25 protein-coding genes and 1 other RNA gene are annotated in these 21,574 nt (G+C 64.2%); 10 read left to right on the plus strand and 16 right to left on the minus strand.

Features of this window, described 5'->3' with window-relative positions; translation table 11 throughout:
* Positions 1-597: a transporter gene (locus ABSY17_RS20820; protein ID WP_378944900.1), complete on the plus strand. Its 597-nt coding sequence runs from the start codon at positions 1-3 to the stop codon at positions 595-597.
* Here the strand turns inward: ABSY17_RS20820 and truA are convergent.
* The 4 genes from truA to def all read right to left on the minus strand — a co-directional run bounded on the left by truA (position 582) and on the right by def (position 3,557).
* On the minus strand, positions 582-1,334 hold the full coding sequence (gene truA / locus ABSY17_RS20825; RefSeq protein WP_378944903.1) for a tRNA pseudouridine(38-40) synthase TruA: 753 nt from the start codon (positions 1,332-1,334) through the stop codon (positions 582-584). The genes ABSY17_RS20820 and truA overlap by 16 nt on opposite strands.
* A 19-nt stretch (positions 1,335-1,353) precedes the next feature.
* Complete coding sequence (locus tag ABSY17_RS20830) at positions 1,354-1,863, minus strand: GNAT family N-acetyltransferase (protein WP_378944906.1); 510 nt, start codon at positions 1,861-1,863, stop codon at positions 1,354-1,356.
* A complete protein-coding gene (gene fmt, locus ABSY17_RS20835; protein WP_378944909.1) occupies positions 1,860-2,795 on the minus strand; it encodes a methionyl-tRNA formyltransferase in 936 nt (311 codons plus the stop codon). The genes ABSY17_RS20830 and fmt overlap by 4 nt, the downstream gene beginning before the upstream one ends.
* A 231-nt stretch (positions 2,796-3,026) precedes the next feature.
* The gene (gene def / locus ABSY17_RS20840) at positions 3,027-3,557 is read right to left on the minus strand and encodes a peptide deformylase (protein WP_378944912.1); all 531 of its coding nucleotides are present in this window, start codon (positions 3,555-3,557) and stop codon (positions 3,027-3,029) included.
* A gap of 103 nt (positions 3,558-3,660) precedes the next feature.
* Between def and ABSY17_RS20845 the strand changes: the two genes are divergently transcribed.
* Positions 3,661-4,914: a DNA recombination protein RmuC gene (locus tag ABSY17_RS20845; RefSeq protein WP_378944914.1), complete on the plus strand. Its 1,254-nt coding sequence runs from the start codon at positions 3,661-3,663 to the stop codon at positions 4,912-4,914.
* A gap of 9 nt (positions 4,915-4,923) precedes the next feature.
* On the opposite strand, the gene ABSY17_RS20850 is transcribed toward ABSY17_RS20845, so the two are convergent.
* Positions 4,924-5,328, minus strand: a complete 405-nt coding sequence (locus tag ABSY17_RS20850) for a GFA family protein (RefSeq protein ID WP_378944917.1) — start codon at positions 5,326-5,328, stop codon at positions 4,924-4,926.
* 27 nt (positions 5,329-5,355) lie between these two features.
* Positions 5,356-6,312 carry a cation diffusion facilitator family transporter gene (locus ABSY17_RS20855; RefSeq protein ID WP_378944920.1) on the minus strand — a complete coding sequence of 319 codons (957 nt, stop codon included), beginning with the start codon at positions 6,310-6,312 and terminating at the stop codon, positions 5,356-5,358.
* A 144-nt stretch (positions 6,313-6,456) separates the two neighbouring features.
* Between ABSY17_RS20855 and ABSY17_RS20860 the strand changes: the two genes are divergently transcribed.
* The gene (locus tag ABSY17_RS20860) at positions 6,457-6,582 is read left to right on the plus strand and encodes a hypothetical protein (protein ID WP_109576538.1); all 126 of its coding nucleotides are present in this window, start codon (positions 6,457-6,459) and stop codon (positions 6,580-6,582) included.
* A 159-nt stretch (positions 6,583-6,741) separates the two neighbouring features.
* Entirely contained in the window at positions 6,742-7,056 is a 315-nt protein-coding gene (gene sugE / locus ABSY17_RS20865) for a quaternary ammonium compound efflux SMR transporter SugE (RefSeq protein ID WP_378944923.1), read from the plus strand.
* A 238-nt stretch (positions 7,057-7,294) separates the two neighbouring features.
* Here the strand turns inward: sugE and ABSY17_RS20870 are convergent, their stop codons facing one another.
* Entirely contained in the window at positions 7,295-7,723 is a 429-nt protein-coding gene (locus ABSY17_RS20870; RefSeq protein ID WP_378944926.1) for a DUF6481 family protein, read from the minus strand.
* Between the two features lie 221 nt (positions 7,724-7,944).
* Between ABSY17_RS20870 and ABSY17_RS20875 the strand changes: the two genes are divergently transcribed.
* The 3 genes from ABSY17_RS20875 to ABSY17_RS20885 all read left to right on the plus strand — a co-directional run bounded on the left by ABSY17_RS20875 (position 7,945) and on the right by ABSY17_RS20885 (position 10,974).
* On the plus strand, positions 7,945-8,994 hold the full coding sequence (locus ABSY17_RS20875) for an LLM class flavin-dependent oxidoreductase (RefSeq protein ID WP_378944929.1): 1,050 nt from the start codon (positions 7,945-7,947) through the stop codon (positions 8,992-8,994).
* Between the two features lie 160 nt (positions 8,995-9,154).
* The gene (locus tag ABSY17_RS20880) at positions 9,155-9,979 is read left to right on the plus strand and encodes an arylamine N-acetyltransferase (RefSeq protein WP_378944931.1); all 825 of its coding nucleotides are present in this window, start codon (positions 9,155-9,157) and stop codon (positions 9,977-9,979) included.
* Entirely contained in the window at positions 9,976-10,974 is a 999-nt protein-coding gene (locus tag ABSY17_RS20885; RefSeq protein ID WP_378944934.1) for an LLM class flavin-dependent oxidoreductase, read from the plus strand. The genes ABSY17_RS20880 and ABSY17_RS20885 overlap by 4 nt, the downstream gene beginning before the upstream one ends.
* 413 nt (positions 10,975-11,387) lie before the next feature.
* On the opposite strand, the gene ABSY17_RS20890 is transcribed toward ABSY17_RS20885, so the two are convergent.
* The 7 genes from ABSY17_RS20890 to ABSY17_RS20920 all read right to left on the minus strand — a co-directional run bounded on the left by ABSY17_RS20890 (position 11,388) and on the right by ABSY17_RS20920 (position 17,170).
* Complete coding sequence (locus tag ABSY17_RS20890; RefSeq protein WP_378944937.1) at positions 11,388-12,635, minus strand: lytic murein transglycosylase; 1,248 nt, start codon at positions 12,633-12,635, stop codon at positions 11,388-11,390.
* A 25-nt stretch (positions 12,636-12,660) separates the two neighbouring features.
* Entirely contained in the window at positions 12,661-13,266 is a 606-nt protein-coding gene (gene recR / locus ABSY17_RS20895; RefSeq protein ID WP_378944939.1) for a recombination mediator RecR, read from the minus strand.
* Positions 13,267-13,365: 99 nt separating this feature from the next.
* Positions 13,366-14,073, minus strand: a complete 708-nt coding sequence (locus tag ABSY17_RS20900; RefSeq protein WP_378944942.1) for a cell wall hydrolase — start codon at positions 14,071-14,073, stop codon at positions 13,366-13,368.
* A gap of 201 nt (positions 14,074-14,274) precedes the next feature.
* Positions 14,275-14,598, minus strand: a complete 324-nt coding sequence (locus tag ABSY17_RS20905; RefSeq protein WP_378944945.1) for a YbaB/EbfC family nucleoid-associated protein — start codon at positions 14,596-14,598, stop codon at positions 14,275-14,277.
* An 18-nt stretch (positions 14,599-14,616) separates the two neighbouring features.
* The gene (locus ABSY17_RS20910; RefSeq protein ID WP_378944947.1) at positions 14,617-16,443 is read right to left on the minus strand and encodes a DNA polymerase III subunit gamma/tau; all 1,827 of its coding nucleotides are present in this window, start codon (positions 16,441-16,443) and stop codon (positions 14,617-14,619) included.
* 123 nt (positions 16,444-16,566) lie between these two features.
* Positions 16,567-16,663, minus strand: an RNA gene (ffs, locus tag ABSY17_RS20915) — signal recognition particle sRNA small type.
* Between the two features lie 54 nt (positions 16,664-16,717).
* Positions 16,718-17,170: a DUF1772 domain-containing protein gene (locus tag ABSY17_RS20920; protein ID WP_378944950.1), complete on the minus strand. Its 453-nt coding sequence runs from the start codon at positions 17,168-17,170 to the stop codon at positions 16,718-16,720.
* Between the two features lie 119 nt (positions 17,171-17,289).
* Here ABSY17_RS20920 and ABSY17_RS20925 point away from each other — a divergent pair, with 119 nt between their 5' ends.
* The 3 genes from ABSY17_RS20925 to ABSY17_RS20935 all read left to right on the plus strand — a co-directional run bounded on the left by ABSY17_RS20925 (position 17,290) and on the right by ABSY17_RS20935 (position 19,622).
* Positions 17,290-17,709, plus strand: coding sequence for an HIT domain-containing protein (locus ABSY17_RS20925; protein WP_378944952.1), 420 nt, complete (start codon positions 17,290-17,292; stop codon positions 17,707-17,709).
* Positions 17,710-17,741: 32 nt separating this feature from the next.
* Positions 17,742-18,683 (plus strand): NAD(+) diphosphatase, encoded by a 942-nt coding sequence (gene nudC, locus ABSY17_RS20930; protein ID WP_378944955.1) that lies wholly within the window; start codon positions 17,742-17,744, stop codon positions 18,681-18,683.
* Positions 18,684-18,779: 96 nt separating this feature from the next.
* Positions 18,780-19,622, plus strand: coding sequence for a GNAT family N-acetyltransferase (locus tag ABSY17_RS20935; RefSeq protein ID WP_378944958.1), 843 nt, complete (start codon positions 18,780-18,782; stop codon positions 19,620-19,622).
* 168 nt (positions 19,623-19,790) lie between these two features.
* Here the strand turns inward: ABSY17_RS20935 and ABSY17_RS20940 are convergent, their stop codons facing one another.
* Entirely contained in the window at positions 19,791-20,651 is an 861-nt protein-coding gene (locus tag ABSY17_RS20940; RefSeq protein WP_378944961.1) for a prephenate dehydratase, read from the minus strand.
* 13 nt (positions 20,652-20,664) lie between these two features.
* Positions 20,665-21,393: a 3-deoxy-manno-octulosonate cytidylyltransferase gene (locus ABSY17_RS20945; RefSeq protein ID WP_378944964.1), complete on the minus strand. Its 729-nt coding sequence runs from the start codon at positions 21,391-21,393 to the stop codon at positions 20,665-20,667.
* Positions 21,394-21,574 lie beyond the last annotated feature (181 nt).

Below are 21,574 nucleotides of genomic sequence, written 5' to 3' on the forward strand. Positions count from 1 at the left end.
ATGCTGGCGGCTGAGGAAATCCAACAATACCTCTCGGGTGCCTGGCGGCTAATGCTGGGCAAGCCCGACGGCTTGCGCCTGCTCGACCTCACCGCCGACGGCTTCTGGAATTCTTTCTTCGCCATCCTGATCGCGGCACCTGCGCTGATCGTCGGTTGGGTCGGCGTGTCCGAAGACCTGACGTTGCAATCAGCCGTCGCCGGATCCCGTTTCGGCATCGTCCTGCGGCTTGCCGTGGTCGAGATCGGTGCATGGATCTTGCCGCTCATCGCCTTCGCGCTGGTGGCGCGCCGTGTCGGCATCGGCGACCGTTTCGTCCACTACGTCGTGGCCAGCAACTGGACTTCCGCAATCATTGCCTGGGTGATGCTGCCGGCTGCACTGGCGCACATGCTGTTGCCGGGCGCACAGAGTTTCTCCACGCTGCTGTCACTGGTGCTGTTCATGCTGACGATGGTTTTCAGCTGGCGCATGACCAACGCCGCCATCGGCAAGGGAGCTGCCGTCGGCACGGCAGTATTCGCCGGCATGTTCGTGACGTCGCTGATCGTGCTGTTTGCACTGCAGTCGCTATTCGGGATCTATGCCCCGGGATAGTCGACCCCTGTAAGATAGAGCCCATCAGGCGGCGCAACCTGCCCGCAGGCGGCGCGGTCGCACGCCTCCAGCGCCGCCTTGAGATGGGCTGAGGTCCATCCCCCCTCGCCCACGCGTTTCAGGCTGCCGACCATCGAACGCACCTGATTGTGCAGGAAGGAACGCGCCGAGGTCCTGACCTCGATCATGTCGCCCACCCGCGTCACATCGAGCCGGTCGAGGGTGCGGAGCGGGCTGTTGGCCTGGCACTGCGTCGAGCGGAAGGTGGTGAAATCGTGACGGCCGAGCAGCACCTTGGCGGCTTCGGCCATCGCCTCGTGGTCGAGGCGCTTGGGCACCCACCAGACCTTGCCGCGCTCGAGCGCAGCGGGTGCCCGGCGGTTGAGGATACGGTAGATGTAATGGCGTCCGGTGGCCGAGAAGCGCGCGTCGAATTCGTCCGGCACCTGTCGTGCCGCGAGCACCGCAACCATCTCGCCGGCGGCCTGCAGATGCGCGTTGACGGCGTCGCGCACCTTGTCGTCCGCCCAGGCCTTGGTCAGGTCGATGTGGGCGACCTGCGCAGTCGCATGTACGCCGGCATCGGTGCGGCCGGCACCACGCAGCGTGATCACCTCGCCGCAGAACTTCTGCACCGCCTGCTCGATGGCGGCCTGCACCGTATGCAGGCCGGCCTGCCGCTGCCAACCGGCATAGGCGCGACCGTCATATTCGATATCAAGGCGATAGCGCGGCATGTGGCGGGATCTGCTGTCGTCAGGCTGCAAGCGCGGTGCCGAAGGCTGGGGCATAGGCCAACCTGCCGGTCTCTGGCGCATCACCCCAGGCCAGTGCCTGCAGCTCCTCGCACTGGTAGTCGCTTTCGAAGCCGGCTGCCCGGTCATGGGCGTAGCCGAAGCGCCCGTAATAGGCGGGATCACCGAGCACCACGGCAAGCGTCTCGCCGGCATCCCTGAGCCGGATATGGGCTTCGCGGATGAGCGCGCCACCGATGCCGGAACGATGGAAATCGGGCTCGACGGCGAGCGGCGCCAGAGCAACCGCCGGAAAGCTGTCGGCCCCGTTCTGCACGTAGAGGCGTGAGAACAAGATATGGCCGACGACCTGGCCATCTTCCTCGGCTACCAACTCGACAACAACGTCGCCGCCATCGACCAACGCATCGACCAGTCCGGCTTCGGCCTGCTGACCGAAGGCATGCTCTTCGACGAGGCGGATCGCCTCGCGGTCCCTGGGCGTCGCCGCCCGGATCGACATCATGCTCATGACAGTTTCATTCCTTTTTCGATCTTGGCACCGCGCAGGAACTCATCCGCGGTGACGGGTTTTCCTCCCGCCCTTTGCACCTCGACCAGCCTGACGGCGCCTTCGCCGCAGGCAATCTCCAACCGGTCGTCGAGAACCGTTCCCGGTTCTCCCTGTCCGGCGGAACGATGCGAGCGCAAGACCTTCAGGCGCTCGCTCCGTCCGCCGATTTCAATTTCGCACCACGCGCCGGGAAACGGCGACAGGCCGCGGATATTGCCGTCGACCACCGCAGCCGGCAAGGCCCAGTCGATCCGCGTCTCCGCCTTGTCGATCTTTTTGGCGTAGGTCACGCCCTCGCTGGACTGGGGAACCGTTTCCAGCCTGCCCGCTTCGAGGTCGGCGAGTGCCTCCACCATGAGACTGGCCCCGACCGTCATCAGACGGTCATGCAACTCGCCAGCGGTCATGTCGGACCCAATCGCGACTTTTTCAAGTCGCGCCACCGGCCCGGTGTCCAGGCCTTCTTCCATCCGCATCACCATCATGCCGGTCTCAGTGTCGCCTGCCATGATGGCGCGCTGGATGGGTGCCGCCCCGCGCCAGCGTGGCAGCAGCGAGGCATGGCCGTTGTAGCAGCCGAGCCGGGTGCCCTCGAGAATGGGCTTCGGCAACAGCAGGCCATAGGCCACGACGACGGCGACATCGGCGTCGAGATCGGCAAACGCTACTTGTTCGGCCTCGCTCTTCAGCGAAAGGGGCGTGCGCACCTCAATGCCCAGCCGTTCGGCCTCGCGATGTACGGGCGACGGCGTCAGTTCCAGCCCACGGCGGCCGGCGGCCCGCGGCGGCTGGCTGTAGACGGCCACCACCTCGTGCCCGGCCTCGGCGATCGCTCGCAGCGTCGGCACGGAAAAATCCGGCGTTCCCATGAAAATGACGCGAAGTGGCATCTATACCCTTGGTTTGGAACGGGCGAACTTGACGTCGGAACCCTGAGAAGCACGTCTTTCGATCGACAGCCCCAGCTCGATCAGCCTTATGGCCTCGCTCTTGATGTCTCTACCGTTTCGACGGGCTATTTCCTCAATCTTTCGAAGGAGCTCGTCATCGACATTTTCAATCAACAAGTCATCCATCGCGGGCACCTCTTTTTGCGACAAAACAGATGCCCGGATTGAACCCTAGCCCACCATGCGGCTCGGCGGGCGGTCCTTGGCGAGTTTCTTGAACTTCTTGACGACCATGTCGCGCTTGAGCTTGGAGATATGGTCGATGAACAGCACGCCATTGAGATGGTCGATCTCATGCTGCAGGCAGGTGGCGAGCAGCCCATCGGCCTCGACCTCCTTTTCCTTGCCGTGCTCGTCGAGATATCTCACCCGCACCGTCGCCGGGCGTTCGACCTCAGCATAATAGTCGGGGATCGACAGGCAGCCTTCTTCATAAACCGAGCGGTCGTCACTGCTTGACAGGATCTCGGGGTTGATGACCGTGAGCGGCGCCGGCTCCTCGCCTTCCTTGGCCAGGTCGATCACCAGCATGCGCATCGGCTCTCCGACCTGGATCGCGGCCAGCCCGATACCGGGGGCGTCATACATGGTGTCGAGCATGTCGCGGGCGAACTTGCGGACACCGTCGTCGATGCGTTCGACAGGCTTGGAAACCTCGCGCAGCAGCGGGTCGGGAAGGATGATGAGCGGCTTGATCGTCATGTGCCTCACCTAAGATGTCCGAGCAAAACCGTCAACCGGGAGCCTAAGTTAATGTTCCCGTTTTGATCTGCCTTCGCACAACGAATCGGCTATGTTGTTCCGGATGAACCCGCTTTCCACCATCTTGTCCGAACCGGTTGCCCAACTCGGCGCCTCCATCATCACGCTCGGCCATGCCCTCGCCTTCGGCGCGCTTTTGTTCTTTGTCCTGCTCGTCGCGCTGGTCGCAGCACTCTGGCGTTCGGCCAAGGCCCGCTCGGTGGCGGCAGCCGAAGCCGCCGACCATGCCCGCGATGCCGAGGCGCGCATGGCCGGCATCCTGCAGGCACAGGCGGAGATGCAAGGGCGGCTCGGCACCGTCGCCGAGATTTTCGGCGCGCGCCAGGCAGAACTGACGCGGTCGCTCGGCCAGCGGCTCGACGCCATGACCGGGCGCATCGGCCAGACCATGGCCGAGCAGACCAGATCGACGCACGAAAGCCTGGCAAGGCTGCAGGAGCGGCTGGCGGTCATTGACACGGCGCAGGGCAATATCCAGTCGCTTGCTGGCCAGGTCGTGCAGTTGCAGGCGATCCTGTCGAACAAGCAGACGCGCGGCGCTTTCGGCCAGTCACGCATGGAGGCGATCGTCGCTGACGGGCTGCCGCACGGCGCTTACGAGTTCCAGGCAACACTTTCGAACGGCAGCCGGCCCGACTGCCTGATCCGGATGCCCAACGACGCGCCGTCGCTCGCCATCGACGCCAAATTCCCGCTCGAGGCGTGGAACGCCATTCGTGCGGCCGAGGGAACCGACGCGCAAAAGGTGGCCGCCCAGTCGTTTCGGCGCGATATCGAGGTCCATATCCGCGACATCGCCGACAAATACCTGATCTCGGGCGAAACGCAGGACACGGCCTTCATGTTCGTGCCCTCGGAATCGGTGTTCGCCGAAATCCACGAGAATTTCGAAGCCATCATCCAGCGCGCCCACCGCGCTCGCGTCGTCATCGTCTCGCCGTCGCTTCTGATGCTGTCGATCCAGGTGATCCAGGCAATCCTCAAGGATGCGCGCATGCGCGAGCAGGCCCACCTCATCCAGGGCGAAGTCATCCGCCTGATGGAGGACGTCGGCCGGCTCGACGAACGCGTCCGCAAGCTCCAGACGCATTTCGGCCAGGCGTCGAAGGACATCGACGACATATTGGTGTCGACGTCCAAGGTCACCAAGCGCGGCCAGAAGATCGAGGCGCTGGAATTTGGCGCTGGCCAGGGCACCGAGGCCGAGGACCCACCAAAGCGCGAGGCGCCAGGCGCCCGCGCGGCCGATTCGAAGACTGGCCAGCTCCGGCTCCGCGTCGTCGAGGAGGACGACTGAGGCCAAAGGTCAGGCCTGCTTCTCAAACGTTTCCAGGCCGTCGAATTCGGGCAGCCAGTGCAGCGCCGAGTGGTGCCAGGTCTGCCTGCGCGGAACGAGTTGCTCGCGCTGGTCGGAGGTGCCGGTCCTGAGACCGTAGACCTTCGGCCCGTCGCCGACCGAGGTGGCATAGAGGTGCGATCCGCATTCGGCGCAGAAGCCCTGGGCGCGCTTGTTGCCGCTCTCGCTGGTCTTCACATAAACCTTCGGCGTGCCGGAAAACGCGATCTTGTCCTCCGGTACCGGAACGGTGACGCGAAAGGCCGTGCCGGTCAGCTTCTGGCAATCGGTGCAGTGGCAGATCGACGTCTTTTCCGGATCGACCTCTGCCCGGTAGGTGATGGCCCCGCAATGGCAGCCGCCCTGGATCTTCATGCTCTTCTCCCTATCAATCCGCTCCCGTCAGCGGGGGCTGCCTTCTTCGATCTTCTTCCTGCGTTCGAGCCAGCGCTCTGATGTCTGCGGTTTGACGAACACGACCGTGACCTCCGGCAGCTCGGCCTTCAGCCTGGCCTCCAGCCGCTCGACACAGGCTTCGATATCGGCAGCCGAAACATGGTCCACGAAATCGAGGCTGAGCCCGGCGACGATCTGCTCCGGCCCCAGATGCACGGTCAGTACGCCATTTGCCTTGTCTACCGCCGGATCGGCCTGCGCAATAGCCAGGATCGCCGACTGGACGTCGGGCAGCGCCGGCTCGCCCATCAGCAGCCCCTTGCTCTCCACCGCAAGGAAGACTGCGGTCGCCGCCAATATGAAGCTGATGCCGATCGATGCTGCGCCATCGAGCCATGGCTTGTCGAAATATTGCGCGGCCGAAATGCCGATAAGTGCAATGGCCAGCCCGAGCAGCGCGGCACTGTCTTCGAACAAAACGGTATAGACGCTAGGGTCCTTGCTGCGGCGCACGGCCTGGATGTAGCCGAGACTGCCCTTGTCGCGGCGGAACTCTTTCAGCGCCACCAGCCACGAGCCGCCCTCGAACAGGATGCAAAGCCCCAGCACGACATAGTTGACCAGGGGGTTCTCGATCGGCTCGGGGTCGAGCATATGCGTCACGCCTTCGTAGAAGGCGACGCCTGCGCCAAGCGCGAAAACCAGCAGCGCTACGATGAAGCTCCAGAAATAGAGCTCGCGACCGTAACCGAAAGGGTGCAGGCGGTCGGGCGGCTGAGCGGCGCGATGGAGCCCATAGAGCAACAGGCCACCATTGCCGGTATCAACTAGGGAATGCACCCCTTCAGACAGCATCGCCGAACTGCCGGTGAAAAAGGCGGCGACGAACTTGGTTGCGGCAATCAAAAGGTTGCCGGCGATAGCGGCGAAGATGACAAACCTGGAACCGGATCGTGCACCCATGGAACCCTCACCTGGCTGAATGTAGCGGGCACATGGAAGCGCTCAAGGCATTTTCGAATCCACACGGCTCGCCCGCTCACTCCCCCTTGCATGCCCGACGACTTCGCGTTTCACTCGGGGTTCCAGCAGCAGGAGAATCGAATCATGGCCAAGGGTGCGATGAAGGCGGGCAAAGAACCGCGCAAACCCAAAAAAGATGCCAAGAAGCCTGCGCCAGCGCCTGCATTCAAGGCGCCACCGGTCCAGGCCACCAAGCTGAAGGACAAATAGTCGTTGCTGTCGGCTTGATGCCAATCGACCTCGCCCGGCTCATTCGGCCGGGCGGATGGTTGTATTCTTTGTCAACGGATCTATATTCCCTGGCGCAAGGACGACCTTGTGCTATCCAAAATCCGGCCGGGACGACCCGCCATACCAATGGAGCGGTCCATGGCTTGGACATATCTGTTTTTCGCTGGCTTGTTCGAGATCGGCTGGGCCATCGGCCTCAAATACACTGACGGCTTCAGCCGTCCGATGCCCACGGTCCTCACCATCGCCTCGATGATCGTCAGCCTCGGCCTGCTCGGCCTGGCGCTGAAGACCCTGCCGGTCGGCACCGCCTATGCGATCTGGACCGGTATCGGCACGGTGGGCACCGCCCTTCTCGGCATCTGGCTGCTCGGCGAACCGGCAACCGCCATGCGGCTCGCCTGCATCGCACTCATCGTATCCGGCATCGTCGGGCTCAAGCTGGTCGCTTGAGCCGAAGTGGCGCATGCCCATTGGGACGCCATTCAGGACCACCGGCGCGCCAGATATATAGCGCCTTGCGTCGGAACGGACGCAAGGCGCTCCAAATCGTGGAACATACGCGTCGTACTTTCCGAAAATCGTTTCCGATTTGCCGGCCAATGCGCTGGACGCACGAAAACGACCTGCGGGCCGGGGCTTGGCTACCCCGGCCGCAAGCCGTCAATTTCGAGACGAAATCTGCCTGTTGTCAGCCGTAGTTGGCCGAAGGAGGCATCCGCTTGACGCGCGACTTGCGTGCAGCATAGCGCGCATCGCGCTTGGCCTTGCGCTCGGCATCGTCGGCGAGCACGCGGGCGATACGGTCGCTTTCCTCGGCTTCGCGACGGCTTGCCTCTTCCTGTGCAGCCGCCTCGGCAGCGAGCCTTTCGGCTTCGGCCTTGGCTTCGCGTTCGGCCTTTTCCGCCGCTTCGCGCGCCAGGCGTTCCTGCCTCAGCTTTTCCTTCTCGGCTTCGCGGATGGCGCGAGCCTCAAGAATAGCCTTGCGTTCGGCCTGCCGTGCCAGAACTGCCGGATCGTCAGCGGCCGGCTTGGCTTTGTATTTTTCGAGCAGTGCCTTCTTAGCCGTAGTGGCGGCATCACGCCGCTCGGCGAAGTTTTTTTCCCTGTAGATTGCCAAGAGTCATTTCCCTGAAGTCAAGTGACGACGCTTACATACGCAGCGAAAGCGCAAGTTCAAGCGCGAAAACCGCATATCAGCCATGATTTTCCCGCGTGTTGCAGCTAGGAAACGCACCGACCGTTCAAAACGCGGCAAAGATTGTTCACTGCCCGGAGACTGGCAGTTGCCGCCTCCTATAGCTACCTGTGCACGACATAGCAACCCAAGGACGTGACGCCATGGAACTCGGTCTCTACACATTCGCCGACGTCAGCCCCGAGCCGGGGCCGAACGCTATCGGCCCGCACGAAAGGCTGCGTAACCTCATCGAAGAGATCGAACTGGCCGACCAGGTCGGGCTCGACGTGTTCGGTCTCGGCGAGCACCACCGCCCCGACTACGCGGCCTCGGCACCTGTGGTAGCACTCGCCGCCGCGGCCGAGCGCACCAAGCGCATCAGGCTCACCAGCGCCGTCACGGTACTTTCTTCGGACGACCCGGTGCGGGTCTTCCAGCAGTTTGCGACGCTCGACCTGCTCTCCGGCGGCCGCGCCGAAATCATGGCCGGCCGCGGCTCGTTCATCGAGTCCTTCCCGCTGTTCGGCTACAATCTCGAAGACTATGACGACCTGTTCGCCGAAAAGCTCGACCTGCTGCTCGCGCTGCGCGACCAGGAGCGGGTGACCTGGCAGGGCACCCATCGCGCTGCGATCAACGATCGCGGCGTCTATCCCCGCCCCTATCAGGACAAGCTGCCCATCTGGATCGCCATCGGCGGCACGCCGCAGTCGGCGGCGCGCGCCGGCGTGCTCGGCCTGCCGCTCGCGCTCGCCATCATCGGCGGCGAGCCCGCGCGTTTCGCGCCCCTGTTCGACCTCTACCGCGAGGCAGCTCGGCGCGCCGGCCAGGATCCGGCCAAGCTCGCCACCAGCATCAACGTGCACGGCTTCGTCGGCGAGACGACCGAGCAGGCCGCCGACGACTTCTACCTGCCGCAGGCCGAGGTGATGAACCGCATCGGCCGCGAGCGCGGCTGGGGTCCGACATCCAGGGCCCATTTCGACCAGTCGCGCGGGCCGCGCGGCGCGCTGTTCGTCGGCAGCCCGGAAGTGGTGGCCGAAAAGATCGTCGCCCAGCACAAGCTGTTCAAGAACGACCGCTTCCTGCTGCAGATGGCAATCGGCATCATGCCACATGCCAAGATCATGAAGGCGATCGAGCTTTACGGAACCAAGGTCGCGCCGCTGGTACGCAAGGAACTGGCGGGTTCCGCGCCCGTGGCGGCCTGATCTTCTTCCTGGCGGGCTTGTCCAACCGGGTGAGCCCGCGCCTCGACACCGCGCACGCACTGCCAGTGGCTTCACGTCAGCTTGCCACTGGCGCAACAGAAAGCCGTTTGTACCCGATCAAGCCCTCACCTATATCGGTTCGGCAACCAGTGAGGCCGCCATGACCGATATCGACCTCAGCGCCTATTTCCGACGGGTCGGCTACGATGGCCCGCGCGAAGCAACGCTTGAGGTGTTGCAGGCGCTGCATCTCCTGCACCCGCAGGCAATCGCCTTCGAAAATCTCGATCCGCTGCTTTATCACTCGGTCGATCTCGATCCGGCCGCGGTCCAGCGCAAGCTGACGGCAAGCCGGCGCGGCGGCTATTGCTTCGAGCAAAACAGTCTGTTCATGCAGGTGCTGAAGACAATGGGCTTCAGCGTTTCGGGGCTTGCGGCGCGGGTGTTGTGGGGATTGCCCGAAGACGCAGTAACTGCGCGCGGCCACATGTTGCTGAGGGTCGAGCTGGACGGGCGAACATGGCTTGCGGATGTCGGCTTCGGCGGGCTTACCCAGACTGCGTCGTTGCTGTTTCTGCCGGGGCTTGAACAGGACACGCCGCACGAAACATTCAGGATCATCGAGACCGATGGTCATTTCCGCAGCCAGGCCAAGACCGGCGACGACTGGCGCACGCTCTACCGCTTCGACCTGCAGGAGCAGTTTGCCGTCGACTATTCCGTCTCGAACTACTTCCTGTCGACCAACCCGGCCTCGCATTTCCGCACCAACCTGATTGCCGCCCGAGCCCTGCCAGATGGGCGGCTGGCACTCTTCAACAACCGTTTTTCCCACTACCATGCCAATGGCGCGGTGGAGCGGCGCGAACTCACCGATGCGGACGACCTGGCCGACCTGCTCGACAGCCGGTTCGGCATCACCGTTCCCGATAGGGCCGGCTTTGAGCACGTGGCGCACGAAATCGTATTCAAGGAGAAGCCATGACCACGCTGTCCGTCCTGGATCTATCGCCCGTCACGGAAGGCAGCAGGCCTGCCCAGTCGCTGCAGAACACGCTGGACCTGGCGCGGCATGCCGAGAAACTGGGCTTCCGCCGCTACTGGCTGGCCGAGCATCACAATATGCCCGGCATTGCCAGCGCGGCCACCTCGGTCGTGATCGCCCATGTGGCGGCCGGCACCAGCACCATCCGCGTCGGCGCCGGCGGCATCATGCTGCCCAACCACGCGCCGCTTGTCATCGCCGAACAGTTCGGCACGCTGGCAGCCCTCCACCCAGGCCGCATCGACCTCGGCATCGGCCGTGCGCCGGGCACAGACATGCTGACGGCGCGCGCGCTGCGTCGCAACCTCGAAGCCGGCGTCGATAATTTTCCGCAGGATGTCGTCGAACTGATGAATTATTTCGAGCCCGCCACGCCCGAGCAGCGCATCCGCGCCGTGCCCGGCGAGGGCGAGAACGTCGAGGTCTGGGTGCTGGGCTCGAGCCTCTATGGCGCGCAACTCGCCGCCATGCTCGGGCTGCCCTACGCTTTCGCCTCGCATTTCGCCCCGGCCGAACTCGACCGGGCGCTCGACATCTACCGCTCGCGCTTCCAGCCGTCGGAGCGGCTGGCCAAGCCCCATGTCATGCTCGGCATCAGCATCGTCGCGGCCGAAAGCGACACCGAGGCGAAACTGCTGTTCACCTCGCAGCAGCAGGCATTCGTCAACATCCGCAGCGGCCGCGCCGGCAAGCTGCCGCCGCCGGTCGAGGGCTACGACCGCGACCTTGATCCGGCCGCCCGGCAGATGCTGGCGCAGACATTGTCCTGCGCGGTTGTCGGCTCGCGCGAGACGGTCAAGCGCGGTCTTGAAGCCTTCATTGCCCGCACTGGTGCGGATGAATTGATGGTCACCGCGCAAGTGTTCGACCACGCCGCCCGCAAGCGCTCATACGAGATCCTGGCGGAGGTGCATCGGGAGATGACTGGGGCGTAGCGCCGACCCTTGCCTTCTCCCCCTGTGGGAGAAGCTGGATTGGCGCGCAGCGCCAAGACGGATGAGGGGGGCTGGAAGAAACTCGGCAGGTGGCGAGTTGCACCAATCCGGGACCGGCATTGACTTCCGTTTTGTCGCGGCATGGATTCCCGACACTCTCCGCTCCCTACGGTCGCTCACGAGGTCGGGAATGACGAGCTTCATGGACCGTTCCTGCTAGTCTCCGAGGCTAGAGATTGGCGGAAGCATACCCTGCAATCCGTCATTCCCGACCTCGTACGCGAGTGAAACGAGCGTAGAGTGTCGGGAATCCATGCCGTGATGCAGCAGGAAGTCAAAGACGGCCCAAAATCGGCGCTACCCTGAAACGGAAAGGAAGCCGACGACCACACTCCCAACCCAGAAACGAAGAACTACCGCATCGCCTCGACGATCCCCTTGTCGGGGAAACAGGTCGCCGCGCGGCCGTTCTTGACCTGCCAGACGCCGATCGAGCGCCGGGTCTTGAAGCCGGGCAGGCCGTCGGCGCCGCCGACATCGTAGCCGAGCTGTTCCAGGCCGCGCTGCATGCCGGCGACATCGGAGCGGAAGAGCCCGTCGACCTTGCCCCAGCTGCCAGCAAAGCGCTTGTCGCCATTGGCGATGCGGTCGGCGCCATGACCGATGAACAGCGCGTAGACGTCGCTCTCGTTATATTCCTTAAGCACGTAGAAATTGGGCGTGACAATGAAGGCTGGTCCGTTGCGCCCGGCCGGCATCATCAGGAAGCCCTCGGCGCGCGTTTCGTTTTGCGGGAACGGCTTGCCGCCGACGCGGGTGATGCCCATCGCCGCCCAGTCGGCGATCTTCTTGCCCTGGTCCGGACCTTCCAGCGCGCAGGACACATTCTCGGGCACCGAGACCTCGAAGCCCCAATCACGTCCCTTCTTCCAGCCATAGTGGGCAAGATAGTTGGCGATCGAGGCCAGCGTGTCGGGCGTCGAGTTCCAGATGTCGGCGCGGCCGTCTCCATCGAAATCGACGGCGTGCTCGAGGAACGAGGTCGGCAGGAACTGTGGCTGGCCGAGCGCGCCGGCCCAGGACGAGCGCATGTCCTTGCGGCTGACCATGCCGCGCTCGACCATTTCAAGGCCGGCCAGCAGCTCCTTGCGGAACATGTCCTTGCGCGTAGCCAGAAACGCCTTGGTGCCCAGCACCTCGAAGGCGTCGTAGGGCATTTTTGCGGCGCCAAAGCCGGATTCACGCCCCCAGATGGCGAGCACCACGCCGCCCGGCACGCCGAAGCGCTTTTCGATGGCCGCAAGGGTTTTGGCGTTCGTGCCGGCACGCGAGCGTCCGCCAGCGGTGACAGCACCGAGAGTCTTCTCAGCGAAATAATTGCCAGGCGAGCCGAACTCGGCCTGATGCTGTGTCTTGGGCGTCTTCGGCTTTTCACCCGGCAGCACGAGATCGGGTAGCTTGAGGTTGGGCGACACACCAGCAAAGGCGGCGTCGAAGGTCGCCTTGGAGATGCCCTTGGCCTTGGCTTCCGGCCACAAATCCTTGGCCAGCCAAGCCTGGAACTGGTCGTCGATCCTGGCGGCTGATGCGGGCGCGACGACGCCGAATGTGATTAGTGCCGCGGCGAGCGTGGAAATGAATCTTGCAGAAAGACGTTTCATCCCCGCTCCCTGCAGGCCAAATGCGTCAAAAGGCTGTCCGCGACTTGAGTGCTGCCGACAGCGTGCCTTCGTCGAGATAGTCGAGTTCGCCCCCCACCGGCACGCCATGCGCCAGCCTGGTCACCTTGACGTCGAAGCCGGAAAGCTGGTCGGTCAGATAATGCGCGGTAGTCTGGCCCTCGACCGTGGCGTTGACGGCAAGGATGATCTCGCTGACCCCTCCCTCTGCAACTCGGGTGACGAGCTGCTTTATGGTCAGCTGGTCGGGACCGATGCCGTCGAGCGGCGACAGCGTGCCACCGAGCACGTGGAATCGCGCATTCATCGCCCCCGCCCGCTCGAGCGCCCAGAGATCCGACACGTCCTCGACGACGATGATGGTCGTGGGGTCGCGGCGCGGATCGGTGCAGATCATGCAGGGATCGGAGGTATCGACGTTGCCGCAGGAGGAGCAGACGCGCACCTTGTCGACCGCCTCGCCCATGGCGGCGGCCAGCGGCGCGAGCAGCTGTTCCTTCTTCTTGATGAGATGGAGTGCTGCGCGACGAGCCGAACGCGGCCCGAGCCCCGGCACCTTGGCCAGGAGCTGAATCAGGCGTTCGATCTCGGGACCGGCGATTCGCTTGGACATGGGAGGGATATAATGCGGGCAGCGAATAGTGAGTAGCGAATAGTGAAGGATCGACACCCTTCCCTACTCGCTACTCCCCACTCCCCACTCCCTATTCGCTCAGTCCACCGGCCTGTCCTGTCTGAGAAGCAGCGCACCGATGGCATCGGCCTGTTTGGCCGTGGGCTGGAACGCCAGCGCGCTCTCCAGAGCGGCGTCTGAGGCAGCGGCCGCAGCGGTGACCGGTCTGGCCGACGCCTCGACACCCGGCAACGCCTGCCGTTGCCCGGCAGCCGCCTGCGCTGCCGGCTCGGCCGGCGATGGCACGCGCCTGCGGCTGCGCTTCTCGTAGAAGGCATTGCCGCCCGCAACGGTGGCGTAGCGCATGTTCTTGTAGGGGAATTTCAGTCCCGCCGTATGGAAGAACTTGACGTTCGGCGTGACCTTGGGGTGCCGCTCTCCCTTGAGCACAGCCTCGGCGGCGGCCTGCACATCGGGAAGTGCGTCGGAATCCATCGGCCGCGACAGCACGCCTGGCGCAAACTGGCCTTTCTGGCCAACCACGCCGCAAACCGTGTCGCCGTAATCGCCGGACCTGAGCCGGTTCATCACGACACTGCCAACCGCGACAAGACCGTCGCGACTGGAACGGTTGGACTCGAAGAACATGGCCCTGGCCAGGCATTCCTTGTCCTTGGTCGAGTAGCCATAGGACTTGACCGAGCCGGTGGTGACCCCGTCCGTCGCACTGCTGGTGCTGCAAGCGGATACGAACAACGGGGATGCGATGACGCCGATCAAAATCGGCGTCGTCCATCTCACGACCATCAAGAGCTTCCCTCTCGAAAGCCCGCCACGTCCCCAGAATGGGGCCAGCATTGAGCTTTTTCAGGCGAAATGATGACGCGGAGGACGCGGAAGAGAAGGGTGCGGGGAGCGAATAAGGAGTAGCGAATGGCGAAGGCTCGGCCGATCGGCCTATTCGCTACTCACTACGCCCTATTCGCTACGTCCTATTTGCTATTGCGCTCAGAACGGCAGCTTCATGCCGGGAGGGATCGGCAGACCGGCGGTCAGCGCCTTGGTCTTTTCCTGCATCGTCGCCTCGACCTTGGCCTTGGCGTCGTTGTGGGCGGCGACGATCAGGTCCTCGAGGATCTCGCCCTCGCCTTCCTTGAGCAGCGACGGGTCGATCTTGAGCGACTTCATCTCCGACTTGCCGGAAAGCGTTACGGTGACGAGGCCGCCGCCGGACTGGCCGGTGGCCTCGATCTGGGCGACTTCTTCCTGCATGGCCTGCAGCTTGGCCTGCATTTCCTTCGCCTTGCCCATCAGGCCGAGGAGATCCTTCATGGTCTTGTCCTTTTCGTGTCAGAACGGGTCATCGTCGTCATCGCTATCCACGCCCGGATCGGGCTGCAGTGCGACATCGGTGTCGATCTCGGGCGCCTCAGTTGCGGTCGGCAGGCGCACGTCGATGATCTTGGCGCCCGGGAAGCGCTGCAGGATCGCCGCCACGGTGGGGTCGGCGCGCGCATCGGTAAGTGCCTCTTCGCGCTTGTTCGCCTCGATCTCGGCAAGCGTCGGCCCGCCTTCCTCGCGCGACAGCGAAACCATCCAGTGCCGGCCGGTCCAGGCCTTCAGCTTGGTCGTCAGGTCGTTGAGCAAGGTGCGCGGCGCATCCGCCGTCAGGCTGACCTCGATATGGCCGGGCTCGATGCGGACGGGGCGCACGACGCGCCGGATCAGCACCTTGAAGGCCATTTCGCGGTTGGCCTCGGCAAGGGCCGCCAGATCGGCAATGGACGTCACCGGCACGGCATCGGCGACCGGTTCAGGCGCTGGCGTCGGCGCCACGAAGACAACAGGTGCGGGCGCGGTCTCGACCAGGCGCATCGCCTGGCCGCCACCATTGCTGACCGGCATGCGCGCCTGCGCCACGGCCGACGCCGCCGGGCCGCCATTGCCGCCACCCGCGGGCAGGCCGCCATTGCGAGGACCGCCAGAGGGCTGCGACGGCTCGTCGCCAAGCGATTTCAGCGCCTCGTCGAGCGTCGGCAGGTCGGCCGCATGCGCCAGCCGGATCAGCACCATCTCGGCGGCGCTGACCGGCCGGTTGGACGACTGCACCTCGGGAATGCCCTTGAGCAGCATCTGCCAGGCACGGGACAGAACCCTGACCGACAAGGTTTGCGAAAACTCCACGCCCCTCTTGCGTTCGTCTTCCGACAGCGAGGCGTCATCGGCAGCGGACGGCACGAAGCGCAACCGCGTGACCAGATGCGTGAATTCGGCGAGGTCGTTCAACACCGCTACCGGGTCGGCACCAGTGTCGTACTGGGCGCGCAGCTCGCCGAGGGCGGCTGCGATGTCGCCCTTCATGACGTTTTCGAACAGGTCGACGACGCGGGCGCGGTCGGCGAGGCCGAGCATGGCGCGCACCGCTTCCGTCGTCACCTTGCCGCCGCCATGGGCGATGGCCTGGTCGAGGATCGACAAGGAATCGCGCGCCGAGCCTTCGGCGGCACGGGCGACCATGGCGAGCGCATCGTCTTCGACTTCGATGCCTTCCTGCGCGGAAATGTTGCGCAGATGACCGACCAGCTTGCCGGCGTCGATGCGGCGCAGGTCGAAGCGCTGGCAGCGCGACAGAACCGTGATCGGAACCTTGCGGATTTCGGTGGTGGCGAAGATGAATTTGACGTGCGGCGGCGGCTCTTCCAGCGTCTTCAGCAGGCCGTTGAAGGCCTGCGTCGAGAGCATGTGCACCTCGTCGATGATGTAGACCTTGTAGCGCGCCGACACGGGTGCGTAGCGGACACGCTCGATGATGTCCCTGATGTCGTCGATGCCGGTGTGGGAGGCGGCGTCCATCTCGATCACGTCGACATGGCGGCCTTCCATGATCGCCTGGCAGTGTTCGCCGGGCACCGTGAGGTCGACGGAGGGACGGTCGATCTCTGATGTCTTGTAGTTGAGGGCGCGGGCGAGAATGCGGGCGGTCGTGGTCTTGCCGACCCCGCGGACGCCGGTCAGCATCCAGGCTTGGGCGATGCGGCCGGTGGAAAACGCATTGGTCAGCGTCTGGACCATCGGTTCCTGGCCGACGAGTGCAGTGAAATCCGCAGGGCGATATTTGCGCGCAAGAACGCGATAGGCGCCGTCCCTGCTCTTTTCGGTCTGTCCGGCTTCGCTCATCCGCCCCGTTCGCCCGCCCGTTCGTTGTGGCGCCCCTGCCGCGGCCGCAAGCGGCCGATTCCGCGAAACGAGTTTCGCCCGCACGGCGTAACGCCGTCAATGACGCGGAGATAGGGCGAAGAGGCGGGAGGCTGGAACAATGACCCGTTCCGGGCTCGTTAGGGCTGCTTCCTTCCGGACCTGACCCGGTTGGCGAGTGGATCGTCCACCACCAACCTCCCAACCCCCATATCGGCAATTGTGCGACGAATTGCAAGAGCCGAGACCGCTCGACCTAGACGCCGCCGAAATTCAGCGCCCACAGATAGGCAAGCGTGGCCAACAACCCCAGGCCGGTGCGCACGGCATGCAGCGCGCCCCAATGCTCGATCAGCGCGCGGGCCTCCGGACCGGCACTTTCGCCAGGGATCGCCTCGATCTTCTTGTTGGTCGGCATGATGCCGAGCAACGTAAACGGCCAGTTGGCGAGGATCAGCACGGCACCGATGATCCAGCGCCAGTCCGTCGTGAACCACGCGGCGAGCAGCCCGAGAAAGCCGGAAACGACGGCGAGACTGGCCTGCATCATGAAGCCCCTGACGTAGCTCGGCTTCCATTCCGCCAGAAGATTTTTGTCGTCCAGGCCTAGACGCGCGGGCTGTTCGGCAAAGTTAATGTAGAATGCGGCACCGGCGAAGGCGGCCGCGAGGACGAGTGCGATCTGGCCGGCGAGCATGCGCATCCCCATTCAGTAGTTTCGACACCATAGCAGCATCGGCGTGAATCCTGCATGGATTCGCATTCCCAATGATTCGCTTGCAGCCATGGCAGCCGCACTCTAGCTTTTGGAAAACAAAGGAAACGCCAATGATATCGGGGCTCAAAGCCGGGTTTGCGCTGGATTCGCGTCTGGATTCAGACAGCGAGCCGCTGATGTGGCTTGGCCTGTGCGAATTGCGCGTCATGAACGACCGGCGCTGGCCGTGGCTCATCCTTGTGCCGCAGCGCCCCGGCATCGAGGAAATCCACGACCTGACCCCGCTCGACCAGGCAATGCTGACCTTCGAGAGCAACATGGTAGCCCATGCGCTGAAGCGCTCGACCGGCTGCACCAAGATCAACAGCGGCGCGCTCGGCAACATCGTGCGACAATTGCACTTCCACGTCATCGCCCGCACCGAGGGCGACCCAGGCTGGCCAGGCCCCGTCTGGGGACATGGCGTCCGCGAACCCTACCGAAGCGACGACCTCCACCGCTTTGCCGAGACCATCAAGGCTGCCCTGTAGACCCCATCCCCCCGATTCGAGTTCCCAGAAAAATGCATTTCAAGCTGTTTGACGCACCCGAGCGGGAAGCGAGCCATTTCCTTGGTTTCGCCGGCAACACCATCGACCGCCAGTCGGAAAAGCGCAGCGACGATTCGGCCCGGGCAGCATTGACTGAGCCCGGCGCGCGCCTGCTGCTGATCGCTTCGGGCAAGCTGGTGCTGGAATTCGCCGATGGCTCAGCCAATCCTTATTTCACCCTCACTGCCGCCAGGGCATTGGCGGTCGATGTCGACGAGGCGGTCCTGCTCGGCCGGGCCAGCGAAACGGCAGTTCTGGCCGTTGCCGCAAACCTCGATCCGGAAGGCCTGCCCGAGCACCTCAAGGCCATCGATTTCCGCTCGATCCACACACAGGGGCTGATCGACAGCGAGGGCCTCGGCGCGCTGGCGCAAGGGGCCGCCCTGCTCGCCTGGCATGGCAATCATCGCTTCTGCGGCCGCTGCGGCAATGCGACCGAAATGCGCGCCGGCGGCTACAAACGGGCCTGCACTTCATGCGGGGCAGAGCATTTTCCACGTACCGACCCGGTCGCCATCATGCTTACCGTTTCGGGCGACAAGTGCCTGCTCGGCCGCGGCCGCCATTTCGCACCGGGCATGTATTCGGCGCTCGCCGGCTTCATCGAACCCGGCGAGACGATCGAGGCGGCGGTGCGGCGCGAGACCTTCGAGGAAGCGGGCATCCGGCTCGGCCGCGTCGTCTACCACGCCAGCCAGCCCTGGCCGTTCCCCTATTCGCTGATGATCGGCTGCTTCGGCGAGGCGCTGAACGAGGACATCATGCCCGATACCGCCGAACTCGAGGACTGCCGCTGGTTCGATCGCACAGAAGTCCTCCAGATGTTCGCCGGCACGCATCCGGCGGACCTCAGGATTCCGCCGCGCCATGCCATCGCCCACCACCTCATCCGCGCCTGGGCGGAGAGCGCCTGACCGAGGTCCGGTATGACTTGCATTTCCCGCATACCTGACTAAAGTCAGGCAATGGAAAAATCTGCGCAAGTCAACCGGGTTCGCAGCTTCAACCGCATGGTCACCCGCCGCATCGGGGTGCTGGAAGACAGCTACCTCAGCCGCGGGCGCCCACTCGGCGAGGCACGGCTGCTGTTCGAGATCGGGCCCGAAGGTGCCGCGCTCGGCGCGCTGCGTTCGACGCTTGGGCTGGATTCGGGCTATCTCAGCCGCATGCTGCGCTCGCTGGAGGCGCAGGGTCTCGTCTCTGTGGACAAGCTCGACGGCGACGCCCGCAGCCGCCACGCGACGCTGACCGACAAGGGCCTCGAGGAGCACGCCGCCTACGACGCCCTGTCGGACGATCTGGCCGGTTCCATCCTCCAACCGCTTTCGGAAAACGCGCGAAATCGGCTTGTCGCTGCCATGGCGGAGGTCGAGCGCCTGCTCGTCGCCGCCGCCGCCGTCACGATCGGCGAAGAAGACGCCAACAGCGCCGAGGCGCAGCAATGCATGGGGCTCTATGTCGACGAGCTGGCGGCGCGCTTCGAGGAAGGTTTCGACACCAGCAAGGGAAACAGCGTGCGCGGGAGTGAGTTCGTCCGTCCGCACGGCGCCTTCCTGATCGCCCGGCTGGACGGTAGCGCCATTGGCTGCGGCGCGGTGCGCATGCTGGATGCCACCACGGCGGAAATCAAGCGGATGTGGGTCGCGCCATCCGCGCGCGGGCTGGGCGTTGCCGGCCGCATGCTGCACGAGCTGGAGGCGATCGCCCGCGAACTGGGCGCGCAAACGGTGTATCTCGACACCAACCGTGCGCTCAAGGAAGCGCAATCGCTCTACAGGCGCGATGGCTACGAGGAAATCGCGCCGTACAACGACAACCCCTTCGCCGACCACTGGTATTCTAAGCGCCTGTAAGCGTTTCCGGCCGGATCAAACCGTTGCCGATACGGCTCCGGCGCCAGCGCCGCGCGTCCGATTGGACGCGCAAAGGACGCTGTAGCACTTTGAAACGGTGCATGATCCTTTCCGAAAATCGATTCCGATTTTCGGGGTCATGCACCAGCCGGAGCCGTGCAGCGACCTTCAGGCGTCGGCGTCCTGCGTGGCGCGGAACTCGTTGGCTGGATAGACGCCGAGAATGCGCACCTCGCGCGAGAAGAAGCGAAGCTCCTCCAGCGCGTTCTTGAGGCTCTGGTCCTCGGGATGCCCTTCCACGTCGGCATAAAACTGCGTCGCGGTGAAAGCGCCGAGTTGGTAGCTCTCCAGCTTGGTCATGTTGACGCCATTGGTGGCGAAGCCGCCCATGGCCTTGTAGAGCGCAGCCGGCACGTTGCGCACGCGGAAGACGAAGGTGGTTACCATCGGCACCCCCTCCTGGCGCTCGGCCCAGTGCTTGCCCTTGGACAGCACGACGAAGCGGGTGATGTTGTTTTCGGTGTCCTCGACATTTTCTTCCAGTATGTCGAGACCGTAGAGCGAGGAGGCGAGACGCGGCGCAAGGGCTGCCATCGTCCGGTCCTTGACCTCCGAGACAAGCTTGGCGGCACCCGCCGTATCGCCGGCGACGACCGGCTTCCAGCTGTTCTTGCGGATGTATTTGCGGCACTGGCCGAGCGCATGGATGTGGCTGTGCACGGTCTTGATCTCCGCGCGCTTCACGCCCGGCAGCACCATCAGCTGGAAATGGATCGGCAGGAAATATTCGCCGACGATGTGGAGCTTCGATTCGGGCAACAGGTGATGGATGTCGGCGACGCGGCCGGCGATCGTGTTCTCGATCGGGATCATCGCGAGATCGGCCTTGCCGGTCTCCACCGCACTGAACGCGTCCTCGAAGGTCGGGCACGGCAACGGTTCCATATCAGGAAAGACGTTGCGGCAGGCGGTGTCGGAGTTCGCGCCAGGTTCGCCCTGGAAGGAAATGCGGTTGGTCTTTTCGGGCATTTTCAGGCCTGTTCTATCTGGAGAGAATGTCGCGGGCGCGTTCGAGATCTTCGGGCGTATCGACGCCGAGTGGCACCGACGAGACGATCTCGACATCGATGCGCATTCCGGCCTCGAGCGCCCGCAATTGCTCGAGCCGCTCGCGCTTTTCCAGCGGCGACGGCCCGAGCTTGACGAAGCGTTCGAGCGCTGCGCGGCGATAGGCGTAGAGCCCGATGTGATGATAGAGCGGCCCCTCGCCCCAAGGTGCGGTAGCGCGCGTGAAATAAAGCGCCTTCAGGCGCTGCGCCGATAGCGGCGAACCGACGATCTTGACGACGTTGGGATTGGTCTTTTCCTCTTCCCTGACGATCTCGACGCCAAGCGTGGCGATGTCGACGGAAGCCTCGGAGAAGGGCCGGAAAGCAGCCCGGATCAGTTCGGGGTCGATGGTCGGCAGGTCGCCCTGGACATTGACCACGGTCTCGACCTCGCCATGGGGGTCGAGCGCGGTCAGCGCCTCGAAGATCCTGTCCGAGCCCGACTCATGGTCGGCGCGAGTCATCACCGCCTCGAAGCCATGCGCCCGGACCGCATCGGCGACGGCCTCGGTATCGGTGGCGACGACCACCCGCCCGAGTCCGCTGTCGGCGGCGCGGGCCGCGACATGGACGATCATCGGGCGGCCGGCGATATCGGCCAGTGGTTTGCCCGGCAGGCGCGTCGAGGCCATGCGGGCGGGGATCAGGACAAGGGTGGACATGGCTTGGCCGTGGCTGTCTCTAAATGGTGTTGGAAAGTGTCAAAAAGTCTCACTGGAAGCGCCCTTATATGTGTTGCAACCGGCAAGCAAAAGACCTAGTTTCCGCGCGATTTGACCCGGTCCGGCCGGGCGATAAACGATACCGACAAACGGCGACGGTCGCAGAGGACGGCGGACCGGC

The sequence above is a fragment of the Mesorhizobium sp. ANAO-SY3R2 genome, assembly GCF_042466635.1.
GTDB lineage: Bacteria > Pseudomonadota > Alphaproteobacteria > Rhizobiales > Rhizobiaceae > Aminobacter.